Source organism: Sulfurospirillum sp. SCADC (genome assembly GCF_000743525.1).
Taxonomy (GTDB): Bacteria; Campylobacterota; Campylobacteria; order Campylobacterales; family Sulfurospirillaceae; genus Sulfurospirillum.
The window spans coordinates 1-21,945 of sequence record NZ_JQGK01000007.1 but is presented as its reverse complement, the minus strand read 5'-3'; the positions used below and the strand labels follow the sequence as shown (position 1 = coordinate 21,945).

General features: G+C 44.0%; 18 protein-coding genes and 1 riboswitch. Of the genes, 4 read left to right on the top strand and 14 right to left on the bottom strand.

The features are described 5' to 3' along the window. Window positions 1-35: 35 nt before the first annotated feature. The 6 genes from cydB to JU57_RS05765 all read right to left on the bottom strand — a co-directional run bounded on the left by cydB (window position 36) and on the right by JU57_RS05765 (window position 5,165). The gene (gene cydB, locus JU57_RS05790) at window positions 36-1,169 is read right to left on the bottom strand and encodes a cytochrome d ubiquinol oxidase subunit II (RefSeq protein WP_037958203.1); all 1,134 of its coding nucleotides are present in this window, start codon (window positions 1,167-1,169) and stop codon (window positions 36-38) included. Beyond that, window positions 1,169-2,698 (bottom strand): cytochrome ubiquinol oxidase subunit I, encoded by a 1,530-nt coding sequence (locus JU57_RS05785; RefSeq protein ID WP_037958201.1) that lies wholly within the window; start codon window positions 2,696-2,698, stop codon window positions 1,169-1,171. The genes cydB and JU57_RS05785 overlap by 1 nt, the downstream gene beginning before the upstream one ends. Next, on the bottom strand, window positions 2,695-2,907 hold the full coding sequence (locus tag JU57_RS05780) for a DUF4492 domain-containing protein (RefSeq protein WP_037958199.1): 213 nt from the start codon (window positions 2,905-2,907) through the stop codon (window positions 2,695-2,697). The genes JU57_RS05785 and JU57_RS05780 overlap by 4 nt, the downstream gene beginning before the upstream one ends. 163 nt (window positions 2,908-3,070) lie before the next feature. Then, window positions 3,071-3,463 (bottom strand): DUF6858 family protein, encoded by a 393-nt coding sequence (locus JU57_RS05775; RefSeq protein ID WP_037958197.1) that lies wholly within the window; start codon window positions 3,461-3,463, stop codon window positions 3,071-3,073. Between the two features lie 24 nt (window positions 3,464-3,487). Next, on the bottom strand, window positions 3,488-4,456 hold the full coding sequence (locus tag JU57_RS05770; protein WP_037958195.1) for an SLAC1 anion channel family protein: 969 nt from the start codon (window positions 4,454-4,456) through the stop codon (window positions 3,488-3,490). 202 nt (window positions 4,457-4,658) lie between these two features. Beyond that, window positions 4,659-5,165, bottom strand: a complete 507-nt coding sequence (locus JU57_RS05765; RefSeq protein WP_037958193.1) for a Spy/CpxP family protein refolding chaperone — start codon at window positions 5,163-5,165, stop codon at window positions 4,659-4,661. Window positions 5,166-5,316: 151 nt separating this feature from the next. On the opposite strand from JU57_RS05765, the gene dnaJ reads away from it, so the two are divergent. Further along, window positions 5,317-6,453 (top strand): molecular chaperone DnaJ, encoded by a 1,137-nt coding sequence (dnaJ, locus tag JU57_RS05760; RefSeq protein ID WP_294876159.1) that lies wholly within the window; start codon window positions 5,317-5,319, stop codon window positions 6,451-6,453. Beyond that, a complete protein-coding gene (locus tag JU57_RS05755) occupies window positions 6,446-7,060 on the top strand; it encodes a SprT family zinc-dependent metalloprotease (protein ID WP_294876157.1) in 615 nt (204 codons plus the stop codon). The genes dnaJ and JU57_RS05755 overlap by 8 nt, the downstream gene beginning before the upstream one ends. Here JU57_RS05755 and JU57_RS05750 read toward each other — a convergent pair. The 8 genes from JU57_RS05750 to JU57_RS05715 form a co-directional block, all read right to left on the bottom strand. Continuing rightward, window positions 7,057-7,599 carry a manganese efflux pump MntP family protein gene (locus JU57_RS05750; RefSeq protein WP_037958186.1) on the bottom strand — a complete coding sequence of 181 codons (543 nt, stop codon included), beginning with the start codon at window positions 7,597-7,599 and terminating at the stop codon, window positions 7,057-7,059. The genes JU57_RS05755 and JU57_RS05750 overlap by 4 nt on opposite strands. Continuing rightward, complete coding sequence (polA, locus tag JU57_RS05745; RefSeq protein ID WP_037958183.1) at window positions 7,596-10,253, bottom strand: DNA polymerase I; 2,658 nt, start codon at window positions 10,251-10,253, stop codon at window positions 7,596-7,598. Before polA ends, JU57_RS05750 begins: the two co-directional genes overlap by 4 nt. A gap of 24 nt (window positions 10,254-10,277) precedes the next feature. Then, a complete protein-coding gene (locus JU57_RS05740; protein WP_037958180.1) occupies window positions 10,278-11,087 on the bottom strand; it encodes an HDOD domain-containing protein in 810 nt (269 codons plus the stop codon). A gap of 128 nt (window positions 11,088-11,215) precedes the next feature. Beyond that, window positions 11,216-12,544: a cation:dicarboxylase symporter family transporter gene (locus JU57_RS05735; RefSeq protein WP_037958177.1), complete on the bottom strand. Its 1,329-nt coding sequence runs from the start codon at window positions 12,542-12,544 to the stop codon at window positions 11,216-11,218. A 185-nt stretch (window positions 12,545-12,729) separates the two neighbouring features. Continuing rightward, window positions 12,730-14,055, bottom strand: a complete 1,326-nt coding sequence (locus tag JU57_RS05730; RefSeq protein WP_037958175.1) for a cation:dicarboxylase symporter family transporter — start codon at window positions 14,053-14,055, stop codon at window positions 12,730-12,732. Between the two features lie 124 nt (window positions 14,056-14,179). After that, window positions 14,180-17,002, bottom strand: a complete 2,823-nt coding sequence (uvrA, locus tag JU57_RS05725; RefSeq protein ID WP_037958172.1) for an excinuclease ABC subunit UvrA — start codon at window positions 17,000-17,002, stop codon at window positions 14,180-14,182. Then, window positions 16,999-17,748 (bottom strand): sulfite exporter TauE/SafE family protein, encoded by a 750-nt coding sequence (locus tag JU57_RS05720; protein ID WP_037958170.1) that lies wholly within the window; start codon window positions 17,746-17,748, stop codon window positions 16,999-17,001. The genes uvrA and JU57_RS05720 overlap by 4 nt, the downstream gene beginning before the upstream one ends. A gap of 128 nt (window positions 17,749-17,876) precedes the next feature. After that, window positions 17,877-19,214, bottom strand: coding sequence for an amino acid permease (locus JU57_RS05715; protein ID WP_037958167.1), 1,338 nt, complete (start codon window positions 19,212-19,214; stop codon window positions 17,877-17,879). A 147-nt stretch (window positions 19,215-19,361) separates the two neighbouring features. On the opposite strand from JU57_RS05715, the gene JU57_RS05710 reads away from it, so the two are divergent. Both JU57_RS05710 and thiC read left to right on the top strand, forming a co-directional pair. Beyond that, window positions 19,362-19,778, top strand: coding sequence for a chemotaxis protein CheX (locus JU57_RS05710; protein ID WP_037958165.1), 417 nt, complete (start codon window positions 19,362-19,364; stop codon window positions 19,776-19,778). 111 nt (window positions 19,779-19,889) lie between these two features. Continuing rightward, window positions 19,890-20,007, top strand: a riboswitch (TPP riboswitch). After that, window positions 20,006-21,874, top strand: coding sequence for a phosphomethylpyrimidine synthase ThiC (gene thiC, locus JU57_RS05705; RefSeq protein WP_037958162.1), 1,869 nt, complete (start codon window positions 20,006-20,008; stop codon window positions 21,872-21,874). Its footprint overlaps the riboswitch before it by 2 nt. The last annotated feature ends 71 nt before the right edge of the window (window positions 21,875-21,945 follow it).

Below are 21,945 nucleotides of genomic sequence, written 5' to 3'. Positions count from 1 at the left end.
CACAAGAGGGAATGTGTGTAATCCATACGATGCTCCTAATAATGATGTTCGCTAGAGTCGTTCATCTCTGCTTCTGTAATTTTGACACGATTCATCGCATACCATGCGTACGCAATGTATGCCACAACAAAGGGAATCATCAAACCCACATAACTCATCGTGGTCAGCGTGTACACGCTTCCGCTCGCATTTTCAATATGCAATGAACTTTGCAGATCGCTCAACGAGGGGTAAAAAACGGTATGGTTCAACCCAAGAATGAGAAACAGTGCCATCACCGTCAAGACAACACCCACACCAAAAGGCTTAATGCTTGTTTTACTAGCACTCAAAAGGGCGCGCAATACTCCCAAAACAACCAAACAAACCCCCACGCTAAACAGCGCTAAGACAAACGGCATTTGGACAAAACTGTTGGCATAATGGTACGGTATGATCATCACTACTTTGGTGAGTGGATCATACGCAAATCCCTCCTTGGTTAGAATCCAGCCCATAAAGCTTACAAAAAAGAGCAAAAAGAGCAGTGTCTGCGATTTTAACATCGTTTTGATCTTTACATGTAAAGCATCGTGATCCAGTGTATTGATAAAATAAAGCCCAGCCCCAATACGTGAAAGAAAGAAAAGGGTGAAGGCTAAAAGATAATTAAAAGGGTTGCTTAGCGCTTCTAAGCCTCTCAAGGAATTATCCCAAAAGACAAAATGGTTTTCATCCAGATGAAATGCTGCCCCACTAAAAAAAGTGCTGATCGCAATGCCTAAGAGTAAAACACCTACACTGCCATTGAGGTACAAAAAGTATTCGTACGTTTTTGTTCCTAAAAAATTATCGGGTTTTTTGCGGTATTCGTAACTGACCGCTTGAATGATAAAGCAGAACAAAATGGCAAGCCACACCCAATACGCACCTCCAAAACTGGTCGCATAAAAAAGAGGAAACGCTGCAAATAAAGCACCGCCAAACAGAACCAACGTGGTAAAACCAAGTTCCCACTTACGCCCCAAAGCGTTAACCAACATCGCTTTTTCTGTTTCATTGGCAGGAAGGGAAAAGAGCAAGGTTTGCCCGCCTTGGATAAACAGTAAAAATGCAAAAATACCGCCTAAAAGGCTTACAATAATCCACCACAACTGTTGCAGTTGCACAAAAGAGAGTAGTTCAAACATCAGTGACCTCCATCTGGGCCGATGGCGATTTGCTTCACCATAATTTTAATCTCAGCAATCAACAAAAGGGTAAACAGTATGGCAAACAGACTAAAGGAGAGCATCACATTCCCACTGCCTAAATTCGTTGCCGCAATGCGCACAGGCATCAAGTCTTGAATCGCCCATGGCTGTCTGCCAACTTCCGCCACAATCCAACCGCATTCAGCGGCGATGTAGCCTAGAGGAATACTCCAAAGCGCTGCATACAAAACAGGTTTGTAGCGCATTATCTCACGCTTCATTAAGAGAAAAAGCACGATGATAAACAGGGCTAAAAACCACATCCCCAAAGAGACCATAAGGTGAAACGTGTAAAATGTCAGTGCAAGCGGAGGCACGATCTGCTCAGGTCTCTCCAAATAGCCATACCCAAAATTGGGCATATGCGTCGTTAAAAGCGTTTGCGCTTCTTGCATCAAAGCCGCATTGCCCTCTTTGCGTGCTTCACGATAATTCTTAAGTGCGCCCAACGCTATTTTGCCACTTTCGATACGCTCCTGTGCGGATACAACCCCTTTGCTAGGATTGCCATAAACCAGATCATCTAAACCTGGCACAAACGCCTCAATATCGCGGTATCCTAAAAAAGAGAGCATATAAGGAATCTCAATGTCACCGATAAAAGGGTGCAGATCATCGCCTAGTTTTTTATCAGGATTTAAAAATCCAAATGCAAGCAGGCCTGCACGGTGTTCTCCTTTGTAAATGCCTTCCATTGCCGCAAGCTTAACCGGCTGATGCTGTGCAACTTGATACGCACTCTCATCGCCACTAAGGGTTAAAAAAATAGAAGTGAGCAGACCAAACGATGCGCCTACGAGCATGCTTCGTTTGGCAAACTGGAGATGGCGCTGTTTGAGTAAAAACCATGCAGAGATGCCCACCACAAATAGCGACCCAATCACATAGCCACTCGCAACCGTATGCAAAAACTTGGCAATCGCCACGGGAGAGAGTAAAACATCGAAAAAATTTGCCATTTCGTTGCGTGCACTCTCAGGATTAAACACCATGCCAACGGGATACTGCATCCAACCGTTCGCCACTAAAATCCAAAAAGCTGAGAGATTGGAGCCAATGGCGACTAACCACGTCGAAAGCAGGTGAAAGCCTTTACTGACTTTATTCCAACCAAAAAACATAACGGCAAAGAAGGTTGATTCCATAAAGAAGGCTAAAATACCCTCTACTGCAAGCGGCGCGCCAAAGATGTCCCCGACAAACCACGAATAATTTGCCCAGTTGGTGCCAAATTCAAACTCCATAATAAGCCCTGTGGCAACGCCGATGGCAAAGTTAATCGCAAACAGTGTCATCCAAAACTTAGTCGCTTTTTTCCACTCCAGATCACCCGTTTTCACATACAGGGTCTCCATAATCGCCACTAAAAAACTAAGCCCCAACGTTAAGGGAACAAATAAAAAATGGTAGATGGCGGTCAGCGCAAATTGCGCCCTACTCCAATCCACGGAAGCGAGTTCATTCACTTTCGATCCTTTGTTAAATTATCTAATACATACTCACTTTTTTGCGTCTCTTCATCAAAGAGCGTATGCAGGGTTTCGTTGAAGAAGAGTCCTTTGAAAAGAACCAGCATCACCAATAGCTTAATAAAAATCACTTTCCACAATGTTTTTCCAACTCCTAAATGGCTAAAACCCTCTTGATAGAGCGCTATCCAAAATCGAAAATTCATCTGATTTTTCCTGATTATTTATTTTATTGCATTATAATTTTTATTAGTTAATATTTTATAAATAGAGTGCTTCTCACAAGCAGAAACAAAGAGAGGAAGAGAAGTCGATGAGATACAAGAGCGCGTAATGGCTCTTGTATCTTACAAGTAAACGATTATAGGACTATTTAACTTCAACAAGCGCTTTTGCCCAAGATTCCATCAAGGCGTGCATCTCTTCTTTGGGGGCTTCTAAAAATTCGATGATAAAAGAGGTTTCCAACTCACAGATCGCAATGCTTCGAGGGCGCACGGCGACGATTTTAGTATTGGGGATCATCGGTCCAAAGCAGAAGATGATATTTTGAGCATCTTTGAGCCCTTCCATGATCTCTCCACCCAACGACTTTGTATGCGTATAATGGTCAAACACCGCGATAAATTTCGCGATAGGATGCTCACTGATCTTCTCTTTAAAATAAGCAATAATCTGCTCAGCGTTTTCATAAACTGTCTCACTTTTTTGAATCGTCAACGAATAGAGTGGGTATTTATCCATAAAAATTGTTTTTTGCATTGAATGTTCCTTTGAAATTTTGGTTTACTCTTGAACGCAGATGTCACCTTTTTGCATGTGAATCAGTGTTTGATAAATGACAATCGTGATAATAACGCTTGTGACAGCGATCATCGTATAGGCTAGCACCAACAAAGGAAAATCCTGAGTTTGATGATACATAAGCATCGTGCTAATCGCCATTGCCGCCACAGGGAAGACAAACGCCCACCATGAGATGAAGAACTTAATCTTAATGAAATTTTTGTACATAAAGGCGATTAAAAAAGTAAAGAAAAGTGCGAGGTTAAATAAGATCATCGCAAAGGTATCAATCACTTCATAAATCTTCACATAAGCAATAAATCCAACCGCAGGGGGTGCGATAAGAATAAACATCGTTGGCATAAATTTGTTTGCCATTTGATGATGGAAGATGATGCGATTGAGCAAAATAGCAAACAAAATCACCCAAAAAAAGATGCCCGTGCTAAAAAAATAGAGCAAAACGCCTTGGCTTGCAAACCCAACGCCTGCCACAGGAATGAGGACATTGCCCACAATGGGGATAAACCACGCAGGATTGGAGTGATCGAGCTCTTGGTTGTTATTGATCCAAAACGAGATTGTGTGCATCGTTAAGTAAAAATGCAACACCGCACCTGGATACCAAAAAAAGGCTGAAACTGAAGGATAATGCTCTTTGTAGATGATCGCCAACATCAGCATTGAGATCGAAACTGCTGCAAAAAAGTTGATGCGCACCGGATGGCTAAACTCTTTTTTAACAGCCACACTGTATTTCAAAAATTTTGTGATGTAAATCACGCTGATCACACCAAAAAGCAGTGTTGTGATCGCCATTAACCCTTCGCCAATCAGTGCCGAAAAGCCTAACCATAGGGCGGCTTTTTGGTACATAATGGTCAAACCACTCATGCCCATAACCGTTGCGTACATCATAATCGGGAAAAATTTGAGCCTGTTTCGCTCCGCTTCTTGCACCATTTTCATAACTATCCTTTATTATTATATTAATAAATTTTGATGCAACTATAGCAAGCATGTAACCATAAAGAGCTAAATAATCCTAGTCAATTTATTTGTCTAAAGTAAAAAAAAGGAATCATGCGAAAAAAAAGAGGTTTACATGTAAAGAAGATAGGGAGAAAAGACCTCGGGTAAGGAGGTCTCAAGGATCTTAAAAAAAGGGTGTTTATTTACTCACAGGGGCAGGTGCTTGTCCAGGAGCAGGCTTACTTGGTTTTTGGCTCATCAATATTTTAAGTTCAGCGCGTTGTTCTTTGGTTAAAATGTTAAACACTTTTTCCATATGATCGGCTTGAACGGTGAGCATTTTTTCGTGCATTTCAGTGTTGAGTTTAATGAACTCTTTTTTATTGAAGCTCTCACCACTCATAAGATCTTGCATTTTAGTCATCATTTTTGGATCACGTAGTTTGGTCATTTCGAGTTTAAATTCACTGCGTAACACGTCTAGTTTATGTTCTTGATCATCGGTAAGATTGAGTTTTTCAAGCATCGGTATGCCCATCATCATGTCGCCTCTACCACCGCGCATTCCTTGTGCTGGCATCATTTTGCCACCATTCATACCCATGCCAGGCTGCATATCTTGGCAATTACCACTCATGCCATACGCAAACGCGCCCGTTGTTCCAAGCGCAACCAGAGTTGCGAGTGTTAAGATTGTTCTTTTCATAATGTACTCCTTAAAAGTTTGATACTGAAATAGTACAAGGTGGCTGTTAACAAGCCTTTAACGATTTGTTAACCTACCTTAACAACCAAAATTTAAACTAGAATTTGGTAAAATCTCACTCTTCAAAATCTTACATGTAAAGAGAACAATAGTGGATCTAGAATATTACGAAATATTGGAAATTAGTAGATCTGCAGATGCTGCAGAGATTAAAAAGGCGTATCGAAAATTAGCGTTGCAATTCCATCCTGACCGCAACCAAGGTGACAAAGAGGCTGAAGAGAAATTTAAAGCGATCAATGAAGCCTACCAAGTCTTAAGCGACGAGCAAAAGCGCGCCACGTATGATCGTTATGGCAAATCAGGACTCGACTCCCAAGGCTTTAGCCACTTCTCAGATATGCGCTATGAAGACATTATGGGCGACCTTGGTTCCATCTTTGAGTCCGTCTTTGGTGGAGGATTTGGCAGCAGTGGTGGGTTTGGCGGCAATGGTGCCAAACAAAATCGCAAATACAACCTCGACCTTGAAGCGGAAGTCACGTTAGCCTTTAACGAAGCCATTTTTGGATGCAAAAAAGAGGTCAGTTACAGCTATAAGAAACCCTGCGAAACGTGTGATGGTACAGGCAGTAAGGACAAATCAAAGGCGACATGTAAAGAGTGTAAAGGCAAAGGTCAAGTCTTTTACCGACAAGGGTTTATGACCTTTTCACAAACCTGCCCAGCGTGTGGTGGTAAAGGCAGTGTTGTCACCAATCCCTGCCCAAGCTGCAAAGGCAAAGGCTTTAATCAAATGGATGATAAAGTCACCATCGACATTCCAGAGGGCATCGATAACAACAACCGCATTCGCGTAGCAGGTAAAGGAAACATCGATGAGAGGGGCGCTAGGGGTGATCTTTACATCTTAGTGCACGTCAAAGAAGATGAGCATTTTGTGCGCCATAACGATGATATTTACATCGAAGTGCCTGTCTTTTTCACCCAAGTAGCCCTAGGACAAACGATCAAAATCCCAACGATTCGTGGTGAAGCCGAGCTTGAACTTCCTTTGGGCGCGAAAGATAAACAGCAGTTTATCTTCAAAAAAGAGGGTGTTAAAAACGTGCATACCCACCAACTTGGAAGCATGATCGCACAAATTTCGGTTCGTTACCCTAAAAAACTCACCAAAGAGCAAAAAGAGATGCTTGAGAAACTCCAAGCAGAATTTGGCATTGAAACCAAACACAAAGATGAAAAATTTGAAAGCGTCTTCGATAAAATCAAAAGCTGGTTTGACTAACATTTTAGAGTATGAAGGCGAAAAACTTTCATACTCCATCATCACAAACAAGCGTCTAAAAAACTTTTACATCAAAATAGATCCCATCCAAGGGGTCATCGTCAAAACCCCTTCTTCCAATACCGCGTACATTCATTCCCTCGTAGCGCAAAAAGCGCTCTGGATCTTTGCAAAAATGAAAGTAGTCCAAGAGCGTACAACAGTCGCATCGTTATTTGAAAATGAGGGAAAAGTACTCTACTTAGGGGAGTCGATTCTTTTACATGTAAACCAAACGCCTGAGTCGTTTTACAGAGAAAAGAGCATTCCCTTGGTGACACGCTTGGTGGAAGAGTGGAGCTTTTTGATGGGAGTGAAGCCTGCTAAAATCAGCTTTCGAAAAGCAAAGAAACGGTGGGGAAGTTGCAGCCATACCAATGAGCTCAGCTTCAACTTAAGCCTAGCCCAACTCCCTCTTGAGTGCATCACCTACATCGTCATCCACGAACTCTCACACATTAAGCACAAACACCACCAAAAAGCTTTTTGGAACTGCGTAAGCGAATTTATGCCTGAGTATAAACGCTGTGAGAAAATCTTGAAAAATTACTCGCCATCGCTCTCTTAGAAAAACAGAATCCTAAATCCAATCACCACCAAAATCACGCCACCGAAAATCTCCGCTTTGCTCTCTAGCCATGTGCCTGTTAGTTTTCCCACATGCACACCGATAAAACTGATGACAAAGGTGGTAAACCCGATGATGCCACAGGCGAGGAGCGGATTGAGGTCTAAGAGCATTAAACTAAAGCCAGCCGCCATCGCGTCAATGCTCGTTGCAATCGCTAAGGTGAGCATGATTTTATTGGTAATCTTTGCAAGCTCTTCACCTACGCCTTCATTGAGCCCTTCGTAGATCATTTTTGCGCCAATGAGCAACAAGAGTCCAAAGGCGATGAAATGAGCGTATTCGCTGATAAAACCAAGCACACCTTTTCCACCCACGTAACCAATCAGTGGCATCAATGCTTGGAAAATACCAAAAAAGAGCCCTGCTTTTAAGGCGAGTGCTTTCGTCGTATACCCGTATTGTTTTGCCCCAAGACCGATGGAAACCGCAAAAGCGTCCATACTCAGAGCAAAAGCTAACAGCAACACTTCGATCATTTCAATTCTCCCCAATTATTGCCTATCGCAATCGATACTTTCAGTGGCACCTTAAGTGCGTAAATCTCTTCCATCACGTTTTGTGCCTGCGCAGCAAAGGCTTCCGCCCGCTCCTCTTTGACTTCAAAAATCAGCTCATCGTGAATTTGAAGCAAGAGTTTTGCCTCATCATCCACGAGGGTCGTCATAATTTTATTCATCGAAAGCTTAATGAGATCGGCGGCACTGCCTTGAAAAACGGTATTGACTGCTTCGCGAAGGTAGCCTGCGTATTGCATACCATTGGCATGTTCAAAGTCAAAATAGCGCTTTCGCCCCAAAAGGGTCTGCACAAAGCCCTCTTTTTTAGCGCCCTCTGCAATCGCGGTGAGGAAGTTTTTAATCGTTGGAAACGTTGCAAAATAGCTGTCGATGTAACTCTTCGCCTCTTTGGTGCTGATGCCAATCGTCTCTGACAAACGTTTGGGTCCCATGCCGTACAAAAGCCCAAAGTTAATGCTTTTTGCCACACCGCGTTTAGCAGCTGCGTCCGCTTCGCCAAAAAGTTTGAGTGCGGTCTCTTTGTGAATATCTTTGTTAGAGCGAAACGCTTCTACCATCGCTTCATCACCACTAAAATGCGCCAAAAGCCTAAGCTCTATTTGTGAGTAGTCGATGCCGATCAGTTTATAGCCCTCTTTAGCGATAAACCCGCCACGCACTTCGCGCCCCAGTTCGGTTTTAACCGGAATATTTTGAAGGTTCGGATCTTTCGAACTCAGCCTTCCTGTCGAGGTTCCCGTTTGCATAAATGAGGTATGGATACGACCTTTTGGGGACTCTTTTGAGAGTTTAAGCAGTGGTTCAATGTAGGTCGAACGCAGTTTATACAGCTCTCGGTATTCTAGAATTTTCGCGATGCTTGGGTGTTTGTCCAACAGTTCATTGAGTACATTCTCATCCGTGCTGTAGCCTGTTTTGGTCTTTTTCACAGTCGGAAGTCCCAGTTGTTCAAACAAAACGGCACCCAGTTGTTGCGTCGAATTAAGGTTAAAAGTGGCGTCACACAGCTCGAATATTTCTATTTTCAGTGCTTCAATCGCATGATCGGTTCGTTTTAAAAGTGTCTCAAAATAAGGCGCATCGACTTTGATACCCTCTTTTTCCATCTTCATCAAAGTTTTAATAAACGGAAATTCCACCGATTTTGCCAGATCAAGCAAAGGAGGCTCTAACATCTCTTGAAGTTTGTGGTAGAGTTTAAGCGTCATCCACGCATCTTCGCTGGCATATTCGCATGCTTTTTCTAACGGCACGCTGCTAAAGTTTTCACCTTTGGCAACGACCTCTTTGAACTTTACCATCGCGTGGTTGAAAAAGCGAAGCGCAAGTGTGTCAAGCCCGACAGTGGTTTCAGGATTGAGCAGCCATGCCAAAAGCATCGTATCGGCGTAAATCGCGACATCGCGGATGCCAAAATTGTTTTCGATGACGGCAAGATCAAATTTGAGATTTTGCCCTACGATTTTGTGGGTGAAAAGCGCTTCCAACGCCCTCTTCGCATCCGCTAGACTGATCTGATCGCCCACGCCTAAGTAATGGTGCGCGATGGGCACGTAGTACGCCTCTTCCTCATTGATCGCAAAGGAAAAGCCTACGATCTTTGCGGTATACGCATCCAGCGCATTGGTCTCGGTATCAAACGCGACAATGGTATCTTCTTCAATGCCTTCGATGGTGTTAAACAGCATCTTGGCATCATCGAGCAAAATCGCGTTAAAGCCCGTTTTCACCGCCTCTTTGGGTTTTACATGTAAAGCTTCGTTGCGCACGCGTGAGAGCATATGGCGCAGTTCGTATTTTTCAAGTTCATCGGCAATGCTAAGCAGTGGATTATCGCTAGGAAGGTGAAAAGAGTCAAACTTATCGGCAATGTTTAACGAATCATCCAAGCGCACCAACTGTTTGCTCAAAAAGGCATTTTCACGCCCTTCCTCCAGCATCGCTTGCACGCGAGGGTTTGTGATACGCTCCAAATTTTCATACACGCCTTCCACGGTTTCGTATTCGTCCAAAAGTTTTTTAGCCCCCTTAGGACCAATGCCTTTGATTCCAGGGATATTATCGGCAACATCGCCGACAAGAGAGAGGTATTCGTTAATTTTATGCGGATACACGCCAAATTTCTCAAAACATTTTTCGGTATCGATCTCCATCTTTTTCATTGGATCGTAGATAACGACTCTGCCATCATCGATAAGTTGATAGAGGTCTTTATCGTGCGTGACGATGCGTACTTTGATGTCATGGTGTTTGGCGAAACGCACCGCAGAGGCGATGACATCATCGGCTTCAAAGCCCTCTTCGCTGTAGCATTTAAAGCCCATTTTCTCGATCCACGAAATCGCAACGGGAAGCTGGCGTCTTAAATCTTCGGGTGCTTCAGGGCGGTTGGCTTTGTAATTAGGATCAATTGTATGTCGAAAATTCTTACCTTTACTATCGAGCGCAAATAGCAGATAATCGGTGTCGTGCTCGTTTTTGATCGCATAGATAAAATTGGCAAATCCCGTCAAAAGTCCTGTGGGAAAGCCTTGGGAATTGCGCAGTTGGGGAAGTGCAAAATAGTTTCTAAAAAAAAAGCCAAAGGTATCAATGATGGTAAGTGTTTTCACAAAAGCGCCTTTACATGTAACGAGTTAGTAAGATTTTCTAAGAGACTGAATCACGCCAAGAAACAGCGTTTGGTCAAATTTCTCTTTCTCTAAAAGCTTCAGCGCCATATTGACACTGCGCTCACTCAGGGGTGCGTTAAGAGGAATCGCTGTTTTAACGACTTTTAGTGCAAAAGAGTACGGACGAATCACCACAGGTGCTGCACCGACAGCATCGGTGTATTCGATCGCCTCGACCATTGTTTTATCAAATTTCCAGTGTTTGAAGATGCGTGAGGTTACCTCACTGCTCGTGATGCGCACAAACATGCGCTCGACATCGGCGATGTTATTGCAGCTCTCTATTTCAGAGCGAAATTGATAGGTTTCATTATTTTTAGCGATCTCATCAGCGATGAGAATTTTGCCCGTCTCTTGCAAAAGTGCTGCAAGGAAAAGCAGATCAACCTTGCTCGCATCGACTTTGCCGTACCACTGTAACATCAAGGCACTCTGTAAACTTGAGATAGAGGCGAACTCTTCAGGCGTAATGCCATAGGGCGCCATGTCTACATGTAAGAGTTTTTTAATCGACATGTCCATCACCAACGAGCGGGTTGTGGACATTCCAAATAGACCGACGGCTTGCACCACGCTCTTAATTTCGCGTCTAAAGCCATACAAAGGAGAGTTTGCCACCTTTAAAAGGTTCGCGACCATCATCGGATCTTCTTCGATCACACGGGCAAGGTCGTTGACACTGGCATTGGGATCTTTGCAGATCAACGTCATTTGATGGAAACTTTTGGGAAGGGGTGGAAGTGATTTGATGCGCTCAGCTATCTCTTCAAGCATGCTGTCATCTCTCTTTATGAATTTGTTAAAGATTATAGCGCGCTTTAGTTAAAAAGCTAATGAGAGAAGCCGCCTAGAAGAGTTCTTACAACCATAGCTTCGCAAGAACTCCAATTCGTTGCATGCGACTACAAAGGAATGACGTCTTCAACGCTTTCGGGGTGATCCAGTGTGTATTTGAATTTTTCCATATCGATCTGTTTATCCCAAGCGCCAACGACCACCGCCGCAACCGCGTTACCACACAGGTTACCGACCGCACGCATCTCGCTCATAAATTTATCAACCCCAAGTAAAACCGCCACCGTTACGACAGGAATCACATCGCCCATTGCTGAGAGCGTACCTGCAAGCACGATAAAGCCTGAACCCGTGACGCCCACCGCACCTTTGGAAGCCACCATCAAAATAAAGATGATGGAGAGCTCATGGGAGAGCGTGAGGGGAATGTTAAAGGCTTGCGCCAAAAAGATGATGGAGAGCGAGAGGTAGATGTTGGTACAATCAAGGTTAAACGAATAACCCGTTGGAATCACAAGCCCCGTGGTTCCGCGACTCACCCCTGCTGCTTCTAGTTTGCGCATTAAAGGGGCTAATGCCGATTCGCTTGAAGAGGTTGCAAAGACAATTAAAACTTCTTTGGCGATAAAGCGCATAAATTTAAAGACATTGATTTTGAAAAAACACAAGATAAGACCAAGAACACCAAATAAAAAGACCAAAACCGAAACCAGCATAACGCCCAGCAAACTTGCCATACCAATCAAAGAAGCAATGCCAAATTTACCGATCAAAAATGCCATCGCGCTAAAACTCGCCAGTGGGCTTAGCCACATCACAAACGTTAAAATTTTAAAGAAAACGTTTTGCACCTGCTCGAGAGGTTTTAAGATGGCAGGTTTGTATTTGCCACCAAACGCAGAGAGCAGAACCGCTAAAACCAACGCCATCACCAAAACTTGAAGGGTATTGCCATGCAAAAATGGGGTAATCGGATCATGAGGAATAGCGCTTTTTAAAATGCTCCACGCCGTTGCACTCTCTTGCCCTGTTTTGGTAAAATTCGCCACACTCGAAGCGTCTAAAGACTCAACGCTCAGGTTCATTCCATGCCCAGGTTTGAGAATATTTCCAAAGAGCACGCCAATGGCAAGCGCAAACGTACTCACCACTTCAAAATAGATGAACGCCTTAAGCCCGATGGAACCCACCTCTTTAAGGCTTTCGAGTCCAACAATTCCTGAGATAATCGTTAAAAAGATAATCGGTCCCACCAACCATTTTAACACCTGAACAAACCAATCAATCCCTGGTTTTGCTTTGACCGCAAGAGTTGGATCAACCATCCCAAGCGTTACACCGGAGATAATCGCCACAACCACCCAAAAAGCCAAACTTTTAACCGTATAGTGCGTCCAATCTCTTCGAGATACTTTTTTTACCTTAAGCGCGTCCAATACAATCCCTTTGTGATACTCACTCTAAAAACAGCGTCTATAAATGTTTACATGTAAGCACTTATGTGCGTGCGAATAAGCGAATTATTTCTTTGATTATGACACAGCAGAGAGGATTTTAATGAGATTTTTACCGTTAAAAAAGAGCGCTAATGAGGATTTTCCTCATTAGCTTTACACGAAGATTAACCAGGAATTACGTCTTCAACACTTTCAGGATGATCAAGAGCATATTTAAATTTTTCCATATCGATCTGTTTATCCCAAGCACCTACCACAACGGCGGCTACTGCGTTTCCACAGAGATTTCCCACCGCTCGCATCTCACTCATAAACTTATCCACTCCCAAAAGAACCGCAACGGTGACCACAGGAATTGCGCCACCCATCGCTGATAAGGTTCCTGCAAGCACGATAAAGCCTGAGCCTGTAACACCCACCGCACCTTTAGAGGTGACCATAAGGATGAAGATGATCGAAAGCTCTTCCGCAAGGGTGAGTGGAATGTTAAACGCTTGAGAGATAAAAATAATCGACAAGGAGAGATAGATGTTCGTACAATCAAGGTTAAACGAATAACCCGTAGGAATCACAAGTCCCGTGGTTCCTCGACTAACCCCTGCTGCCTCAAGTCGTTTCATGAGTGGAGCAAGAGCCGATTCACTGGAAGAGGTTGCAAAGACGATCAAGACCTCTTTAGCGATAAAACGCATAAATTTGAAGATGTTGATCTTAAAAATTGCCATGATGATACCCAGCACACCAAAGATAAAGGCAAGAACGGAGATTGCCATAACACCGAGTAAACTTGCCATATTGATAAGAGAGGCAATACCAAATTTACCGATCAAAAACGCCATCGCACTGAATGATGCAACGGGACTAAGCCACATCAAAATCGTTAAGATTTTAAAGAAAAAGTTCTGAGCCATTTCAAGAGGCTTCAAAATCGTTGGTTTATGTTTTCCACCAAACGCAGAGATTAAAATGGCAAACGTGAGTGCCATCACAAGCACTTGCAGTGTGTTACCATGGATAAACGGTGTGATAGGATCGTGAGGAATCGCACTTTTTAGAATCGACATAAACGAGCCAACATCTTGGTTAGCGTTTGTAAACTTAGCAACACTCTTAGGATCCAACGACTCAACCGAGAGGTTCATGCCGTTTCCTGGGCCAAAAAGATTGCCAAAGAGTACACCGATTGCCAAAGCAAACGTACTCACAATTTCAAAATAGACAAACGCCTTAAAACCGATAGAGCCAACTTCTTTAAGACTCTCAAGCCCTACAATACCTGAGATGATCGTTAAAAAGATAATCGGTCCTACAAGCCATTTAAGAATTTGAATAAACCAATCGATACCTGGTTTGGCGAGTACCGCCATAGTAGGGTCAACCATACCAAACACAATACCCGCAATAATGGCAAAAACAACCCAAAATGCCAAACTTTTAAGGGTATAACTTTTCCAATCTTTTTTCTTTACAACACTCGTAACCTGTTCCAAGAAAGATCCTTTGAATTTTTAGATAGAGCGATTATAATGAAAAGATGTGTCTAACTTATGTAGGGTTACATGTAAAGAGATTCCTAGGTTTTTTTCAGTTAAAAAGAGTTACTAAAAGAAACATTTAAGGCTTTTTCGTTTCTGATTCCAATTCCAGGGCTAAAAATTTCCCCGTATAACTTTCGGATTTTTCTGAATTTTTAGCAACGTCCAATGGCGTTCCAACCGCGATTATACGCCCTCCATAGCTTCCACCCTCTGGTCCCATATCGATCATATAGTCTGCATTCTTAATCACATCCATGTTATGCTCAATGACCAAAACCGAGTTACCCATATCTGTGAGATGGTGTAACACTTTGACCAATCTATCGACGTCGGCGAAGTGTAAACCCGTCGTTGGCTCATCCAAAACGTAGAGAGTATTGCCGGTATCTCTCTTGCTCAGCTCTTTGGCAAGTTTGATGCGTTGTGCTTCGCCACCACTCAGTGTTACCGCATTTTGCCCAAGTGTAATGTAGCCCAAACCAACATCTGCCAACGTTTGCACTTTTTGGTTAATTTTAGGAATCGCTTTGAAAAACTCGTACGCTTCATCCACGCTCATACTTAAAACGTCCGAAATGGACTTGCCTTTGTACTTGATTTCCAAGGTTTGTGCGTTGTAGCGATGCCCTTTACATACATCACACTTGACCATAATATCGGGTAAGAAGTGCATCTCTATCTTAATTTCGCCATCGCCTTGGCACTTCTCACACCGTCCACCCTTCACGTTAAACGAAAATCGGCCGACACTGTAACCACGAATTTGCGCCTCTTTGGTTTTCGCAAACAGAGCCCTGATCTCATCCATGACGCCTGTATAGGTCGCAGGATTTGAACGAGGTGTCCTACCGATCGGGCTTTGATCCAGATAGATCACTTTATCGAGTTGATCGAGTCCAATGCACTCAACACCCGCAACTTTGTTCACTTTTTTTGCACGATTCAGATACTCTTTGGCAACAGGAAGCAAGGTTTGAAGAATCAGTGAGCTCTTACCACTGCCACTCACGCCGGTAATGGCGACAAGATTTCCCAAAGGAATTTTGACATCAAGATTTTGAATATTGTTGATCGTGACATGGTTGAGTTCGATCCAACGCTCTTGTTTGCGGTTTTCTCGGTAGTTAATGACTTTTGTGCCATTGAGGTATTGCGCGGTGAGCGTATTGCTTTTTAAAAGCTCTTCGTTGGTGCCTTGAAAGACCACTTCGCCCCCAAACTTACCAGCGCCTGGACCAATGTCCACAATAAAATCAGCGGTTTTGATCGTCTCTTTATCATGTTCAACGACAATCACCGAGTTGCCTTTTTTCTGCAAACTGCGCAGCGTTCGGATCAGTTTAAGTGTATCGCGTTCATGCAACCCGATGCTTGGCTCATCAAGCACGTACATGACACCTGTCAAACCACTCCCAATTTGCGAAGCAATACGAATCCGCTGTGCCTCACCACCACTGATCGTTCGTGCATCGCGCCCAAGGCTGATGTAGCCCAGACCCACGTCAAATAGGAAAAACAGACGCTCTTTGATCTCTTTTAAAATAGGCTCCGAGATCATCTTGTGCTGGGCTTTCATCGAAGCAAAGTTTTTTTCGTCTTTGAAAAAAGCCAAACATTGATCGATGGGGAGTTCCAAAATATCGGCGATGTTTTTCTTGGCTAAACGCACTGCTAGACTCTCTTTTTTCAGACGGTATCCACCACACGTGTCGCACGTCTTTTCACTCATATAATCGCCAAGCTCTTTTTCATCTTTGAGCATATCGTAAGCGATTTTGATCACACCTTCCCATTTACGGGTCAGCTTATGTTTTTTCCAAAAGAAGGTCGCATCTTCCACGCCACCGTGCAAAATAGCTTTTTGTTGGTACTCCTCTAACTCTTCATACGGTATTTTGGTATTAATGCCTGCCGCTTCACAAAACGCTTGCAAGAATTTAGCGTAAAAGCTTTTATTAAAGCCATAAAAGATTTTAATCGCACCCTCTTCGATACTCACATGTTCATTGATGATTTTCTTCAAATCAAGCGTGTAGCGAATACCCAAACCATCGCACGTTGGACAGGCACCTTTGGGCGAGTTAAACGAAAACGAGAGCGGCTCGAGGGGTTCAAAACTGATCTTACAATCAAAACACGCCAAATGTTCGCTGTAATGAATGTGAGACGTTGCAAGCCCTACTTCTTCGGCATTGGAGATGTCCAGTTCCACTTCGCCGTAACTCTCCAAAAGTGCTTTTTCAATGTCCGTAGCAATACGATCTCTGTTTTCATCACGCACCACGACACGGTCGATGATGACTTTAATGGTATGTTTTTTAGTTTTCAAAAGCTCGATCTCTTCATCCAACCGCACCATCACGCCATCGACCAGTGCTCGCACATAGCCTTTGTGACGAAGCGACTCGATCATGTCGGCAAAACTTCCTTTTTTCTCGCGTACCAGTGGCGCCAAAATGGAAAGCTTCGTCTCAGGAGGCAGTTTTAAAACCTGCTCGATGATGTCCGCCACCGACATCTGGGAGATCTCTTTACCACAAAGATGACAGTGCTGTTTTCCCACACGCGCGTACAAAAGGCGCAGATAATCGTAAATCTCCGTAATCGTTCCCACGGTTGAGCGTGGGTTTTTGCTCGTTGTCTTTTGATCAATCGCAATGGCAGGGGTTAATCCTTCGATTTTATCGACATCGGGTTTTCCCACACGGTCCAAAAACTGTCTGGCATAAGACGAAAGCGACTCGATGTAGCGACGTTGACCCTCGGCGTAGAGCGTATCAAACGCCAACGTACTTTTACCACTTCCACTAAGCCCCGTAAAAACCACGAGTTTGTTTTTGGGAATTTCTAGGTTGATATTTTTAAGATTATTCTCTCTAGCGCCGTAAATTTTTATCATAGGACATTCATCTCACTTAAAATTTTATTGAAGGTTAGGATAAACATAACCGTATACAAGATCAACAATGCGCGTCTTTGCATCTTTTTTTCGATGCGGTGCGATAGTTTAACACCAAAATAAACCCCCATAACAGAACCCATACCAATCGTAGCCCCCACCGCATAATCCACATAGCCATGCAGCGAAAGACTGATAAAGCCTGAAATAGAGCCAAAAATCACAAAAAAGAGGGTCGTTCCCACCGCTTTTTTAATGTCCCATCCCAAGAAGCCAACCAGCGCAGGGGTGAGAAAAATAGCCCCACCCGTTCCCGTGCTAATGGAAAGTGCGCCCACAACGACGCCGATCAGTAGAAGCAAAACGATGGATTCGTTGGGGTGAAGTTTTGGCTCAAGGTTTGCGGTAAACATTTTATAAATCGAAAGCAGTAAAATAAGCGCAAAAAGCATTAAAAGCGCTAAATGGGGCATCGCGTCGACGATCATACCACTAAAAGCAGCGCCGATAAAAGAGCCAATTCCTAAGATAATGCCACTCTTAAGCGCCAAACTTCCTGCTTTATAATTATGATACGAGCCAAACATGGAGCTAAAGATCATCTGCATCACCGAAATGCCAATCGCCATCTTGATATCATAGCCAAAATAGATGAGCGCTGGGACTAAAATGGTACCACCACCGATACCAAAAAAACCAGACGAAAACCCTACTAAAATACCAAAGAATCCAAGCCCCACCAACATCGATATGCCAACTTTAATTATAAGATGTTAGATTTTACTCGAACCCCTCTTAATAAACCATTTAAAGAGTGGTTTAGCGAGGGAAGTCGTCTTTACATGTAAAACGTTTTACATGTAAAGACTTAGAATTATTTGCGAGAGAGTTTGTACCCAACGGCAAGGAGTGCGATCCAAGCTGGGATGAGATAAACCGAGATGTTAATACCATCGATAAACAGCATAATGACCAAAATCATCACAAAGAAAAGAAGGCAGATGATGTTGCCCACAGGGAACCAAAACGCTTTAAACTTAGGCTCCACGCCCTCTTTGATCTTTGCATAACGAAATTTGAGATGCGCAAAGCTGATCATAAACCAGTTGACGACAAGCGCTGAAACGACCAATGCCATCAAAAATTTAAACGCATCTTCGGGCATAAAGTAGTTGAGTACGACACACAGTCCCGTAATGAGCGCTGAGAAAAGCACCGCATTGACAGGCACACCTTTAGCGTTTAAGCTCATCAGCATCTTGGGTGCATTGCCTTGTGCGGCTAAGCCAAAGAGCATACGAGAGTTCGAGTAAACACCGCTGTTATAGACCGAAAGTGCGGCGGTAAGCACGATGGCATTCAGCACATGCGCGATGAAATTTTCATTGAGACTGCTAAACACCATCACAAACGGTGTCACGTCTTTGGTCATATTCATCCATGGCATAAGTGAGAGCAAGATCGCCAGTGCGCCGATGTAAAAGATGAGAATGCGGTAAATGACTTGGTTGGTCGCGCGTGGAATCGTATGGCTTGGATCGTCCGTCTCAGCGGCTGCAATGCCGATGAGCTCCAATCCACCAAACGAGAACATGATGAAGACCATCGCCATCAAAAAGCCTTGAATGCCATGAGGGAAAAATCCACCCTCCAACGCCCAAAGGTTGCTAAAGTGCGCACTTTCACCACCGTTTCCACTGATCAGCAAGTAACTTCCAAATGCGATCATCGCGATAATCGCTGCGACTTTGATGATGGAAAACCAAAACTCAAACTCTCCGTAAATGCGTACATTGACCAAATTGACAAGGTTAACTAAAACAAAGAAAAACGCCGCCGATGCCCATGTCGGAATGTTTGGAAGCCAAAAATGCACAAACGTACCAATGGCGGTCAGTTCTGCCATACCGACTAAAACGTAGAGTATCCAGTAATTCCAGCCTGAGGCAAAGCCAGCGAATGGATGCCAGTATTTGTTCGCGAAGTGACTAAATGAGCCTGCCACTGGCTCTTCGACGACCATTTCGCCCAGTTGACGCATAATCATAAATGCAATAAATCCCCCCAACGCATACCCTAAAAGTACCGCTGGACCTGTGAGTTGAACCGTAGTAGAAACCCCTAAAAAAAGACCCGTTCCAATAGCACCGCCCAGTGCAATAAGTTGGACGTGTCTATTTTTAAGACCTCGTGAAAGCCCTTTTGCGTGCATAAAATTCCCTTATTCTGTAAAAAATCAAAACGCCATTGTAGCGTTTTTAACAAAAATATAACGCTATTGCGTGCTCAATTTTTATTTAATCCATAATTTAAAGAGTTTAACTTATAATGGTTCATCCATTCACGTCAAGGGAAAACCATGCAAGAAGCTGTGATCCAAGCGACCGAGAATTTCTGCTCAACCATTTTGTGTGAAGTTCCACAAAAAGCGTCCGAAATAGGAAGCTATTTTTATGGTTCCGCCATTGCCCTCATCGAAAATGAGATGGAACATACGTGGTATCTTTTTTTTGAAAAGAAGGTGTTGGATGAGATCGCACTAAACCTTCTTTTTGAAGAAAATCTCTGCGAAGACGACCTTGATGATCTGCTTAAAGAGCTCGCCAACCAAATCATCGGCTCTGCGAAAGTCCTCTTGGAAGAGAAATACCCCACCAACGACTACCGCCTCAGCGTACCCGAATTTATGGGCAATGTCGCCACCCCGTTTCCCATACCACTCAAAGAGACACAACACTACCAAATCAAAAACAGCACCTTCGTCATCGCAAAATAATCTTTACATGTAAAGAAAAGAAACGTCCCTTATACAAAAACACCCTTTCTTCTGCCCAACGTTTTTTCTTAAGTCTCTTTTGGGCATAGCTTTGTATAATCATTCCCGTATCATTGTCTGTGGGGGTGCCGAACGTATGGCTGAGATGATACCCCAAGAAGTCCATTAATGTGGCTTCACGAACCTGATCTGGGTAATGCCAGCGTAGGAAATAAGGAGATAAACTTATGAGTAAAGTACTCGACAACCTCGAAAAAATAGATGCTTCATACATTCAAAACTTCCCAAGTTCCAAGAAAATTTACATTCAAGGCACAAGGGCTGACATCCAAGTCCCGATGCGCGAAATCACCCTCAGCCCAACCTCTTTGAGAGATGGCACCTTTGAGGAAAACCCACCGCTTCACGTTTACGACACTTCAGGTGTTTATACCGACCCCAATGTCAAAATCGACCTGCATCAAGGCTTAAAGCCAATTCGTGCCAAGTGGATCGAAGAGCGAGGAGATACCGAACAATTAGAGGATTTTAGCTCCATCTATTTTCACAAACGCCACGACGACCAAGAGTTAAACGCGCTACGTTTTCCTAATCTCAAAAAGCCACGACGTGCGAAAGCGGGCAAAAATATCACTCAAATGCACTACGCCCGTGCTGGCATCGTCACGCCGGAGATGGAGTATGTCGCCATTCGTGAAAACTGTAACCTTGAAGAGGCACGCAAAAACAAACTCTTAGGCACGCAACACAAGGGTGAGCATTTTGGAGCCAATCTACCTGAAGTTTACACCCCAGAATTTGTCCGCCAAGAGATCGCCGCAGGTCGTGCGGTACTACCACTCAATGTCAACCACCCCGAAGCGGAGCCGATGATCATCGGGCGCAATTTTATGGTCAAGATCAACGCCAACATCGGCAATTCCGCCACTACTTCCTCCATCGAAGAAGAGGTTGAGAAGATGCTTTGGTCAACCCGTTGGGGTGGTGACACCGTTATGGACTTGTCAACAGGCAAAAACATCCACGAAACCAGAGAGTGGATACTTCGCAACTCCGCTGTACCTATCGGAACCGTACCGATTTATCAGGCGTTAGAGAAAGTAAACGGCATCGCCGAAGACCTTACGTGGGAAGTGTTCCGTGACACCCTCATCGAACAAGCCGAACAAGGCGTGGACTACTTCACCATTCACGCAGGCGTGCGCCTCGCTTACGTGCCAATGACGGCGAAACGTCTCACAGGCATTGTTTCTCGTGGTGGAAGCATCATGGCAAAATGGTGTCTTCACCATCACAAAGAAAGCTTCTTATACACCCATTTTGAGGAAATCTGTGACATTATGAAAGCCTACGACGTCGCCTTTTCACTCGGAGATGGCTTGCGCCCCGGTTCACTCTACGATGCGAACGATGAAGCCCAATTTGCTGAACTTGAAACCTTAGGAAAACTCACCAAAATCGCATGGAAACACGATGTGCAAGTGATGATAGAAGGCCCTGGACACGTGCCAATGCAAAAAATCAAAGAAAATATGACCAAAGAGCTAGAGGACTGTTTTGAAGCGCCTTTTTATACCCTTGGACCCCTCGTCACCGATGTCGCCCCAGGGTACGACCACATCACCTCCGCCATCGGTGCGGCGCAAATCGGCTGGTACGGCACGGCGATGCTCTGCTACGTCACCCCAAAAGAGCACCTAGGCTTACCCAACCGTGAAGACGTCAAAGAAGGCATCATCGCCTACAAAATCGCCGCCCACGCCGCCGACCTCGCCAAAGGCTTCCCAGGTGCGCAAATCCGTGATAACGCCATGAGCAAAGCCCGCTTTGAATTTAGATGGTACGACCAGTTCAACATCGGCTTCGACCCAGACCGTGCTCGTGAATACCACGACAAAACCCTACCCGTTGAAAGTGCGAAAGTCGCCCATTTTTGCTCCATGTGTGGCCCAAAATTTTGTTCGATGAAAATTTCTCAAGACGTACGTGACTACGCCGCTAAAATCGGTGCGGAAGATGTTAATGTTGCGCTGGAAAAAGGCTTGGAAGAGCAAGCAGAGCAGTTTAAAGAGAGTGGTGGACAGATTTACATGTAAAACGTTTTAGCCCTTGAAATCAAGGGCTAACCGTTTTTTATCTATCTAGTCGACCCTGAAAAACCCAAAAC

Excerpts from the sequence above, each read along its gene's own strand:
- cydB (WP_037958203.1), bottom strand. The coding sequence starts at position 1,169 with ATGTTTGAACTACTCTCTTTTGTGCAACTGCAACAGTTGTGGTGGATT.
- JU57_RS05780 (WP_037958199.1), bottom strand. The coding sequence starts at position 2,907 with ATGAATTTTCGATTTTGGATAGCGCTCTATCAAGAGGGTTTTAGCCAT.
- JU57_RS05775 (WP_037958197.1), bottom strand. The coding sequence starts at position 3,463 with ATGCAAAAAACAATTTTTATGGATAAATACCCACTCTATTCGTTGACG.
- JU57_RS05770 (WP_037958195.1), bottom strand. The coding sequence starts at position 4,456 with ATGAAAATGGTGCAAGAAGCGGAGCGAAACAGGCTCAAATTTTTCCCG.
- JU57_RS05765 (WP_037958193.1), bottom strand. The coding sequence starts at position 5,165 with ATGAAAAGAACAATCTTAACACTCGCAACTCTGGTTGCGCTTGGAACA.
- JU57_RS05750 (WP_037958186.1), bottom strand. The coding sequence starts at position 7,599 with ATGATCGAAGTGTTGCTGTTAGCTTTTGCTCTGAGTATGGACGCTTTT.
- JU57_RS05740 (WP_037958180.1), bottom strand. The coding sequence starts at position 11,087 with ATGCTTGAAGAGATAGCTGAGCGCATCAAATCACTTCCACCCCTTCCC.
- uvrA (WP_037958172.1), bottom strand. The coding sequence starts at position 17,002 with ATGATAAAAATTTACGGCGCTAGAGAGAATAATCTTAAAAATATCAAC.
- JU57_RS05720 (WP_037958170.1), bottom strand. The coding sequence starts at position 17,748 with ATGTTGGTGGGGCTTGGATTCTTTGGTATTTTAGTAGGGTTTTCGTCT.
- JU57_RS05715 (WP_037958167.1), bottom strand. The coding sequence starts at position 19,214 with ATGCACGCAAAAGGGCTTTCACGAGGTCTTAAAAATAGACACGTCCAA.
- JU57_RS05710 (WP_037958165.1), top strand. The coding sequence starts at position 19,362 with ATGCAAGAAGCTGTGATCCAAGCGACCGAGAATTTCTGCTCAACCATT.
- thiC (WP_037958162.1), top strand. The coding sequence starts at position 20,006 with ATGAGTAAAGTACTCGACAACCTCGAAAAAATAGATGCTTCATACATT.